Source organism: Nostoc sp. MG11 (assembly GCF_014904695.1).
GTDB lineage: Bacteria > Cyanobacteriota > Cyanobacteriia > Cyanobacteriales > Nostocaceae > Komarekiella.
In genome coordinates this window covers 17,617-27,997 of the sequence record NZ_JACXXN010000056.1, presented here as the reverse complement: position 1 = coordinate 27,997, position 10,381 = coordinate 17,617, and the positions used below count along the sequence as shown (strand labels likewise).

8 protein-coding genes and 2 pseudogenes are annotated in these 10,381 nt (G+C 39.9%); 5 read left to right on the top strand and 5 right to left on the bottom strand.

Going from position 1 to position 10,381, the window contains the following annotated elements; translation table 11 throughout:
* Positions 1-283: 283 nt before the first annotated feature.
* Entirely contained in the window at positions 284-1,183 is a 900-nt protein-coding gene (locus HCR01_RS32780) for a hypothetical protein (RefSeq protein WP_193200148.1), read from the bottom strand.
* 909 nt (positions 1,184-2,092) lie between these two features.
* On the opposite strand from HCR01_RS32780, the pseudogene HCR01_RS32775 reads away from it, so the two are divergent.
* The 3 genes and pseudogenes from HCR01_RS32775 to HCR01_RS32765 all read left to right on the top strand — a co-directional run.
* A pseudogene (locus tag HCR01_RS32775) lies at positions 2,093-2,275 on the top strand (IS701 family transposase); the annotation flags it as partial.
* A gap of 871 nt (positions 2,276-3,146) precedes the next feature.
* Positions 3,147-3,719: a hypothetical protein gene (locus tag HCR01_RS32770; RefSeq protein WP_193200146.1), complete on the top strand. Its 573-nt coding sequence runs from the start codon at positions 3,147-3,149 to the stop codon at positions 3,717-3,719.
* A gap of 84 nt (positions 3,720-3,803) precedes the next feature.
* Positions 3,804-3,956 carry a hypothetical protein gene (locus HCR01_RS32765; protein ID WP_193200145.1) on the top strand — a complete coding sequence of 51 codons (153 nt, stop codon included), beginning with the start codon at positions 3,804-3,806 and terminating at the stop codon, positions 3,954-3,956.
* 169 nt (positions 3,957-4,125) lie between these two features.
* Here HCR01_RS32765 and HCR01_RS32760 read toward each other — a convergent pair.
* The 3 genes and pseudogenes from HCR01_RS32760 to HCR01_RS40230 form a co-directional block, all read right to left on the bottom strand.
* Positions 4,126-4,498, bottom strand: a pseudogene (locus HCR01_RS32760) (four helix bundle protein).
* A gap of 51 nt (positions 4,499-4,549) precedes the next feature.
* The gene (locus tag HCR01_RS32755) at positions 4,550-6,211 is read right to left on the bottom strand and encodes an ISL3 family transposase (protein ID WP_193200144.1); all 1,662 of its coding nucleotides are present in this window, start codon (positions 6,209-6,211) and stop codon (positions 4,550-4,552) included.
* Between the two features lie 188 nt (positions 6,212-6,399).
* Positions 6,400-6,525: a hypothetical protein gene (locus HCR01_RS40230; RefSeq protein WP_264299968.1), complete on the bottom strand. Its 126-nt coding sequence runs from the start codon at positions 6,523-6,525 to the stop codon at positions 6,400-6,402.
* 739 nt (positions 6,526-7,264) lie between these two features.
* On the opposite strand from HCR01_RS40230, the gene HCR01_RS32750 reads away from it, so the two are divergent.
* Positions 7,265-8,266 (top strand): GntR family transcriptional regulator, encoded by a 1,002-nt coding sequence (locus tag HCR01_RS32750; protein WP_193200143.1) that lies wholly within the window; start codon positions 7,265-7,267, stop codon positions 8,264-8,266.
* A gap of 614 nt (positions 8,267-8,880) precedes the next feature.
* Complete coding sequence (locus tag HCR01_RS32745) at positions 8,881-9,042, top strand: CopG family transcriptional regulator (protein WP_191762255.1); 162 nt, start codon at positions 8,881-8,883, stop codon at positions 9,040-9,042.
* 529 nt (positions 9,043-9,571) lie between these two features.
* Here the strand turns inward: HCR01_RS32745 and HCR01_RS32740 are convergent.
* Positions 9,572-9,790: a CopG family transcriptional regulator gene (locus HCR01_RS32740; RefSeq protein WP_193200142.1), complete on the bottom strand. Its 219-nt coding sequence runs from the start codon at positions 9,788-9,790 to the stop codon at positions 9,572-9,574.
* Positions 9,791-10,381 lie beyond the last annotated feature (591 nt).

Genomic DNA, 10,381 nt, shown 5'->3' with positions numbered 1-10,381 from the left:
ATTGCCACGGCAGATAGAGCATTGTATCAAGCAAAAGCAGCAGGACGCGATCGCTTTATCCATAACAGCAGCTTGGATTCGCCTTTTGCTAACCTAAGTTGCTCTTTATTCGAGAGCAGTGCCCCTAAGCGTTGTGAATTATACTAAGTTCTCTGTGTTTAGTTGCTAAGATGCTCGTTAATTCCAATTCCTAATTCGCAGTAACGCTCGTTCAATAAATTCTATTAGAGAAGTCTGGACTTGCGTCTATGTCCAAGTTTTAAATCTCGCTTGGACTTTTAAACTATGAATATCGAATTTGTAGTATTAGCCGATTTGAGGTGACAGGGGGTTTCACTTTGTGAAAGCAAGAAGGGTCTTGAACAAAGCCAAATCCTCTTTTCCCAGTAATAACTATTTGATTTTCTTTGCCATAATAATTAAATATGGCATCGTCGGGTTGGCAATTAGAAGTCAACAACATCTGTAATGGCTTTTGCTGGTGAGAGTACCTAATCATTACGTGGGGGCCAGAATCTATATTTACGTCTGTAATGTAGAAATACGCTGTCATAAAGTTATAACCAGCAATATCATAATGAAAATTAGTTGGTGGGTAACTTTTCTTGATTTCTGCTTCTGGCAGGGATGAAGCAAAACTCCAGGTTAAATGCTGCGTTATCAGTGTTGGCCAATAGGTAAGATATTTACGAACTATTTTTAACAGCAAGGGGTCGTGGACAATTTGCGCGATAGCTTGACAATCTTTAACATTATTTACCAGCCCCCGCATTACATGCCGCCCACCTTGTAAACAACCATTTTTAACAGCTTTTGCCAGAAATTCCTCGTGAAAACCAGGTTCTATACAAGGTGTTCGACTAGCAAAGTCAGAGATTTCTTTTACCATATTAGCTGACAATTGCAGACCAAATCCGACTCCGCAATCCTGCATAGCAATCACGGTTTTTTTGACATTAATACCTGTAAATATCGATTTATCTTGGATTTCTAGACGATTTATGTAAGCAGTGGGATTCAAACTTTGTATTTTGTTTTGGGCAACACTGTATGCTTTGCGAATGCTACGAAATCTACTTAAGCGTTTTAAATACTGTCCTCCTACTCTCTTATAAAAGTCATTTTTTAGACTACGCTTTCGCCGTTTATTTTGCAGTAATAACCTTTTCCAAAAAATGGTCACGGGGGTCTTCCACGAAAAAAAGCGAAAAGTTGGAGCGGAGGCTTCCTCCATTGGCGTAACCCGCCGCAGGCATCCAAACTTTTCAAGACAACAGGCAGCCTTATTACGATATGCATGTTGTCCCCTCGATTAATCAACTTGATTGAAGGCTGCCTGATTTTTTAGGGGACAATGCGTCATACTTTGTTTTTCCAAAAAAAAGACTTAATATTTGTAGGTACTAAACAGCACAATCATTTGCTACGGTTTGTCCAAAAAAGCGAAATCTACGACAAGTATTTGTAAATGCTATGCCACAACTTCAGACAAGTTTTTATTTGAAACAATATATGCCTTAGATGTCTCAGGGAGCAGAGATAATTTCACATTTATAAATAAAACACTACCTGGAATGTTACCGTACCAAATAATTCACAAGTATTGCCCAGTCAGGGCTTTGGCTTGCCGAGAAGATCGGGCAATAATAACATCTACGTTAGGGAAATCACACAATAAAAACGATGTAGGAATTTTTTTGGACTATAACTTTCCAGGTTGTGATTAATTTTGCTATACAGCAAAAAGTTTGGTAACAACATCGTAGTTGCTTCATTCGCTTTTGGAAATATGCTTTAAGGTAGATAATAAATCATTCCGTGGTTGGATGCCATAAGTCACTTGAAGTTACATCTGCATCTGAAGCTATATGTGCATTAGCTTACCAGAGGTTCCAACTACCTAGAACTTACGCATTGACAAATTAAACGAATAATGTAGTGAGAAAAATCAGGGATAAATAGGCGATCGCTGATCACTCTGGGGCTGGAAAGGCGGATAATTTAGGTACAGAGCGTATTTAGGGTTCAGACAATCAGAGCTATCAGTAAGCCATCTACCGCAAAGTGTGACCTCAACACTTACACCCTGTTCTTGCTGGCAGAATCAAAATATCCAGGCTACACACGTTTAGCAGACATCATGGAAGATTTGTCTCATGATAGCGTTAACAGATTCTTGCTACGTGAGCGGTATGAACCCAAGGATTTATTTGATGAACTTAGCTCACAAATTAACTTAATAGATGGGACACTAAGCGGAGATGATACAGTAATTCTTAGTGCTGTTGCAAGGAGTGCAAACCACCTCTGACTCGACAGTGACGCTCTAAAATTTATCGGTTTTTAATTTCTACTGACTTATCAGTAACAAAAAGATGCTCTCCTTTATGATTTTGTACTTAATTATTGAGTGAGCGTCCTGCTCAGTATGCCTTTTCAATAAGTCCCGTTATGTGGTTTCACGCATTGCCTTGTTTGCGGTTTGAAGTGTTTATATTTGCAGTTCGCTAGTGTGATTCGTTCTGTCGAAACGAATAGAAATATTCGGTGATGACAGGCAAGGAAGATAGAAGAGAGAAATCTCAACTGAACCTGGACAACTCAATTTTTCGTGAGGGTGTAATTCCATCCCTCCAAGTGCAGGAGTGACAGCAAGTTCCCCATTTCAACAAAGTGGTTCTGTGTTGGGATGAAGCGGGAAATCATCGCGGTAACTACAAGCCTAATGTGGAATCCCGCCTAGCATAGCTGGTCATGGGTAGGAATACAAATCTCTTGACTGAATCATCGTAATGCAAAACAAGCCAAAAGGCTGTCAGGCTTGTCCCAAAAGGGAAAGGATAAGTGGTTGGCTGATTAAGCGGCAGACCAACAAGCACTCACAATAAACCCGGTGAAGAGAGAGAATGCTAAAACGGCAGCAGATAAATTTGCTGTTGCAGTTCCAGAAATAGATGAATGAGGATTATCTCAACTGTAATCCCTTCTAATTCTGAATTTATAGGTGTGTTTGACAAGCACCAAATCACTGAGGAGCCGTGTGAAATTAACGTTTCATGCACGGTTTTGTAGCCGAGTCAGGAGGGTGACTTCCTGGCTTAGGCATCCAATTACTGTATTCGTGCAAAAGTGAAATGCACAGCTTTATGGCAGACCCTAATTTACCGCAAGGTTTACTGGTTGCACTGCTCCAAAAACATATATGGGTTCCTGAACAAGGACTAGCTTATGCTTTGCAAAGCTCGAACCCACAAACTAAAGCAAGTTTACTTACAGAGATCATCGATTATTTACCACAAAACCTAAGAGAAGAAGCACTGCAAAAAGCACTCGCTGCCGCCAGGGCTATTCAGTATGAGCAAGATCGCGCCAAAGCTTTGATTGCCCTAGTGGACAAGCTGCCAGAGGTGTTACCAGAAGCACTCGCCGCCGCCAGGGCTATTCCGCCAGGGATCGCTCGTGCCGATGCCCTAAGAGCCCTAGCGGACAAGCTGCCACCTGAGTTGTTACCAGAAGCACTCGTCGCTACCAGGGCTATTCAAGATGAGTGGTGTCGCGCCAAAGCTTTGATTGCCCTAGCGGACAAGCTGCCACCTGAGTTGTTACCAGAAGCACTCGCCGCCGCCAGGGCTATGACGGATATTGAGTTTGAGGGGGAGTGGTATCGCGCTGATGCTCTAGGGGCCGTAGCGCTCAAGCTGCCAGAGGTGTTACCATAAGCACTCGCCGCCGTCAGGGCTATTGAAGATGAATGGTATCGCGCCGATGCCCTAAGAACCTTAGCACCCAAGCTGCCACCAGAGTTGTTACCAGAAACACTCGCCGCCGCCAGGGCTATTGAAGATAAGAGGTATCGCGCCGATGCCCTCTCGGCCCTAGCACCCAAGCTGCCACCAGAGTTGTTACCAGAGGCACTCGCTACTGCCAGGGCTATTTGGATGCCTAAACCAACGTGAGTTCGACACGGTTAATCAAGGTGTATGTAATGTGCGTGTGCAGTAGAATGCCTTATATCAAGTTCGGCTGATTAGTTGTCAGGTTCTTGTCAGATTTTGGTGATCTAGGTTGGGGGAAGGCAGAAGGCAGAGGGCAGAAAGCAGAAGAAGGAAGAAGTAAATAATAAGTTTAAACTTTGAGTTTGTTTAAACTGGCAACTAGTATACTTTGCATTTCCTCAACTTCATTTAATAGGGGAGTAAAAAGGTTTTTTTCTGCCAAATCTACTTCTTTGGCAATAATTAATTGTGTATCGAGTTCTCTTAAAGAACCTAATGCAATATGCAAAAACTGTATATATTCTGGTTTTGAGCGCCTACCATAGCCTTCCCTAACGGGACGCTATGCGAACAGCTATATTGGATGCTACAGATACAGAAGAACGTCGAATTTGGCTGGTTAAGCCATACAATTCTGATTGAGGAAATAGGCGTGTAAATTTATAGCAATTGATGGCAAGTTGAACCGCTCTTTGCCAAATGAACTGATTTCTATAGCTCATAATTAAGTTTGAAGTTAATAGCAAAAAGTTTGAAGTTTGAAACCTTATCCTTCAGGTAGCCAACAAAAATCGTCGCTCAAGTAGGTCTATTTTGGCGCGACCATACATCTGTCGTTTTAACATTTTCAGTCGATTAATATGCCCTTCAACGGGGCCATTACTAACTGACATAGTTACACCCGCCTTCACCGCGTCGTAGTCTTCACGCAATCGTTTAGCAAAACGACGAAAAGCGGTCAGATTGCTCATGAGAGCTTGAGTCAGCAAAGGATCAAGTTCTAAAGGCTGCCGTTGGCGCACAATGCAGCTAAAGCCTTGAGCTAACTCAATAGCTTCGGCTAAATCTGGATGTTGTGCTGTTAGTAGTGCAATCAATTCCTCATCTTGTGGCTGTTGCGACTCCGGTTTCCGCAGCACTAGCCATACAGCACGACCAGGCGTGAGACAAAGTTTTTTGGGTTGAGTGATTTTTGGTAAAGACTTAACCGAATACCGTTTTCTTGGCTTGATTTCTTGGACAGTACGGATACGCCGTGTGTAACGAGCTACAGTATCATAACTTCCTCTGTAACCCTGCTGTTGAATTTCCTTAGACAAAATTAAGCCTTCATGACAACCTTCATTCCAGCGTTTAAGGATATATTCATGGTACGGAACTAAAATACTTCGACCTCGGCTTCTTCGCCGATTTGGTTCTAGAAAGGTGGGAGTACGTAGATAGCGGAATACACTTGTTACACCAATCCCTACTTGACGGGCTATAGCTTTTCCACTCCAACCCTGGTGATGTAAGTCCCAAACTTGCTGATGGATAGCAACTCGTCTGGCACGACTTTGTTCTGCTAATTGTAGTGCCTGTTGTTCACGGGTTGGTCGTGGTACTCGCATAACTACAGTACCGTCAGTTTGGGTTACTGATGAAAGACTGTATGCTTCATCGACTGCTTTGAAAGCTTGATGATGAGTAGCGAAAACTTGGTTAAGTGTTTGGGCTAAGTTCTGCAATAAGTGAAAACGGTCTGCAACATGAATGGCTTCTGGTGCACCTTGGTGAATACCACTTTCATAAGTTTTTGACCGATCTCGTGAGACAACTGTGACACCAGGATGAGCTTTTAACCATTCTGCTAAAGTTTCAGCCTTTGCATCTAGTAGTAGAGCAATTGGTCGGCTGCGTTCCAGGTCAATTAGTGCTGTGCCGTAAGTTTTACACTTGCCAAAACAAAAGTCGTCTACCCCAAGAGTCTGTGGCGTTACGATTGGCGGAAGAGGGATTGAGCGTACTAATTGTAATAGCGTGTTGCGAGAAGCTGTTACCCCCAATTGCTTTGAGAGTCTTACCCCAGCTGCACCGCCCAGAGCTAAACCAATGGCGCTCAGTCGTTGAGCTAAACGCAGAGTTCTTCGCGCCCAAGGTGCAGTCACACTTGTCAGCCTTTCGGTAAAAATGCGCCGTTTACATAAAGTATTGATGCAAAAAAACTTCCGCACCCGTAACTGTAGGGTAATGCTGTAATCAGCCCACGGTAAGTCTGCTAACTTACGCTCGTAGCGGCTATGAATTCGGTGAGTTGGTTGGTGACAAACTGGACAATTAACTACTGTTCTAATTGCGGCAACAATCAACTTTATATGAGTTTTTATCTCGTCAACAAGGCAATTCTCAAGTTTCAGATTGCTTGAATCTGGTAATAGGTGAGTTAGCACCGACATAATCAAGCTGAGGCTTATCCCTCAAATGTTTGATGGAACGAAGTTTGAAGTACTTTAATTATATCTTTCCTCCTTCCGACTTCTGCCTTCTGCCCTCTGCCTTCTGCCTTACCCCAACCTAGATCACCAAAAGTTGCCAAGAACCAGTTGTCATTCTGAACGAAGTGAAGAATCTCCGAGATACCTCTCTACGAGACGTTCCGCTCAGTATGACAGACATATTTTTTTATGTCATCACCATGCCAAAGCTCCAAGTTGCCAGTCCGATCGCTTGAGGTATTGATAAATATGGCATCCTTTCTGAAACTATGCATGATCACTCTTTGAGATACTTATTTTTCAGCATTTTAGTTTTCAGTACCCCCCTGGTTTTATGCTTTATTTTCTAGTTTCCAGTTGTGAATACTCACACCCACGTAATAAACCTACACCTGTCAGCTGCCCTCTTCCCCCTGCCTCTTCGTTGAGCAAGAAGTCAGAAGTCAGAAGGAGCGGCAAGAGTAGAGAAGGTTTTCCTTCTGGCTTCAGTTCAAGATTTTTTCATCAAAAATTTAAACAATTCTCAAAATCAATCATAAGTTCTTTATAGGACTATGCTATGTGCTTAAAATTTTGTTTTTTATCCTAAGATTACGGAAACATCCTTGCAAAATCAATCAAATAGCTGTATGGTTAAGAGTGACTTTTCACACAAGTGCTAAGGCACAAACCCGAAATAAATCCAAGAGCCGTCTTCCTTAAATTCTGGTAAGACGAGGAGCAATTCCTTAACACACATCTTCAATCTCTTGTTATTATTACTTTTCATAATGAAATACAGTGCTAGCTAATTACAAAATATTGCTTTAATAAATCATTAATTGTAGACATAAAAAAAATTTTTTGTGTGCTCTCAAAAATAGTGTTAGTAATTCAAGTATTTTCACAATCAAAAAGTTATACCTTTTGGCAAAATTATTTAACTTAAAATATAGAAGCTAGCACTGATTTTAAATAATAATTAAGTAACTAATAGAATTTAAGAAAAACTTATTTTGTATATTAATTATACTCATGCCTCATTCAATTCTGTTTGCTATCTATATTGAAACCAAAGCAGCAATCAAAATTAATACTCAAATCGTTGAACAGATTAAGCTATTAATTACTTCAGGATATTTGCAACCAGGTGATACTTTACCAACTACTATTAAATTAGCTCAACATTTAAAAGTCAATCATAATACGGTTGCAGCAGTTTACAATCATTTAATTAAATCTGGTTATCTGGTGGCAAAAAAAGGTAAAGGAACTTTTGTTGCCCACACTAAAGTTACACAGAATATTCTTCACCAAAAAGTTTACAATCTACTACATCAAGCCTTCAACGCTGCGAAAAGACTTGGATTATCTCCATCGGAGTTTAGTGCTGCGGCTTACACACAAGCCGCTATGTTGAATCAGCACACATCTTCCCCTTTAGAGTTAGTATTTATAGAAAACTCATCACTTGGTACAGATATATATGAAGTTATTCAATCGGAAATAAAACTTTCTTTGTCATTTCTTAGTTTAAAAGATTTCAAGACTAACCAATCAAAGTTATTAAAAAAAATCCTCGCTGCTGACCTGATAATTACCACAGTACAGCATCAATGGGAAGTTAGCAAACTAACTGCCTCCGAACAGGAAGTTATTGCTGTTAACCTCAAGCCAGACTTACAACTCCTGACAAAAATTTCATCTTTATCACGTCATGCTTTAATGCTACTTATTTGTCAAGAAGAAGCTGATTGTCAAATGATGAAGCAAGTACTACAACAATCTGGAATTTCACACATTAACTTTCAAACTTTACCTTTGAAACACCTTCAGCAAGACCACCACCTTTTAAAGAAGGCAGATGCAGTTTGTACTTCTAGACTTGCTGAGAGCTATGTACGTCAGTACAGTTTTCTCTCTTCCGAGGTTATGCTTTTTAACTTTCGCCTTGATCCAACTAATATGTCAGTTTTAAAAAACCGTATCGCTGCAATTAAGTTTAATAAATTAGCTACCTCTGATCCGAATAAATAACCAAAAAATTGTCTGTTAAAAACATCCACCATACTACATAATTATGTGTCAACATAATTAAACTTAACCTCAGCTATTTGATTCATTTTATTTATGTCTTAAATGGCACTCTCGTAAAGCTGCTCTTAGGCTGGGGGAGTAAAAAGAAATTATTCGTAACTATTGCTACTCCAATAATCTTGAATACACTTACTTATTTGTCTGTCCTAGCTCCCCACCTCAAGAGTAGCTAGCCTCAACAAGTAACGCGCACAAGCGCGTGCCATTCATTTATCTCTCCAAGCACACCTCCTGGCTTAACCAGAGCGAAGACTGCTTTAGCATTTTGATACTGACTCCGCAATTCTACTGTAATTGGATATGAGTGGTTACTCCTATTAAAATCTTTAACAAGATATTCTAATCATTAAGTCAGCTTTTTAATATTATTTTAATACTTTAATACTAACTCTACAGTATTAAGTATACCACTTTAGTAGTATATTATAAAAGACTAGTACCGATTGGCAAACGTTACGCTTGAAAACCTGATACTCAATCAAAGCTATAACCCAAGCTTTTTAGCCTCTGTCAGGGATAAAAGCAAATACTATATTATACTTGGTGGGTGAGACGTGAAAGTAACCGATAAATTGACTCTCAAGCAAATTCATCTCGATTTGTCAGAAAATGAAATCAAGATACTTGAACAGTATTGCAACCAGACAGGAAAAGCACTAACGGATGTGATTCAAGAGCTGATTCGCTCTTTGCCCGACTCAACTTACTCCGATTAATAGTACTTTTGTATTGAATTACCGATTTTTCGTGTTAGCTAACTCTCTTTTTTAAGAGGAAAACTAAATATTAATTATTTTCAAATTCTCAGCTTCCAGAAAGTAGAGCAATTCTTAAATTATCAAAATAGAATACATGCCTCAGTCGTCAGAATGAGCGTATGAATTCTCTACCACTGGCGGATAGCGCCACGCAAAGTGCGGCATCTCGTAGAAAGCGTCTGAATAGACGGGTTTAAACCCCCACCAAATACTAGATTTGGTAGTCTTCAAGACGCTCCCTGACTTGCTAATGCTACACTATCAGCGGGGTCTGAATCTCCCATTGATTGCATTATGACGAATGTATTCTTCAAGCCTATTGTTCCTCTTTGTGTCACACTATCTCCATGAATTTGGTGTTCAGGTTTAGAGGTACTGCATTTTAGTAGGAAATTTTACCAAAATATAGAATATGGTTTACTGGCTTGACTTGATTCTCTTGTTGAAACAATTCCGAAACGTACTGCTATCAATAGCTACGTTTAAATCAATTTTTTGATTTTTGACTACTACCTAATCCCGCAAGTTCAGAGGAGTCGGCAATTTCAGCTACTTTCTCCTCCTCTACTGGAAGAGAACGCACTAACTCTCTAATCACGTCGGTTGATGGTCTTCCTGTATGAGCACAGTAGTCTTCAAGCTTTTGTGCTTCACTTGAGGTGAGATTTACTGTGAGTCGTTTGACAGCCCACTTTTTATTCATCATTCACTACTTATATCATCTACATAAAGCAAAATCATACCTTTGTTTCTAAGCCTTTCCTAGTCTGAGTTTTAGAGAATTTCTGCCAAATAGATTGAAATTGTAATGCAAAAGCGTCAAAGCCATTTTAGTTACACATTCTTTCTTGACTTCTGTACCACTTGGTATACCTGCCTTTATACTATCATCTCTGCATTATAGAATGATCCCCAGATGCCAATGGAATACCTCAACAGTACTTCCTACACCATTTGCATCCAGTTAATAAGTACAAAAAATCAGAATTTAGTTAAAAAAAGTCCGTTCATGGCAACGGACTTAGCAATTTTAAGAGCAACATCACTTTTCTGGGTGAGAAATAGATAAATACATTTAATGTATTTATCTCACATCTTCATTTTTAATAACTACTTTTTTAAATACAATCGCTTTTAATTAATTCCATTGACCAAACTTTTGGAATTAAGTCTTTTACTCTCAAATTTGACTTCGCAAGAAATTAGATTAGAGTTCCGGCAGGAGTCAAGTTCTAAAATTATAGTAGTTAAACAGCTGGTATTAACTGATAAAAGCAATTATTTTCTCGTTTACAAC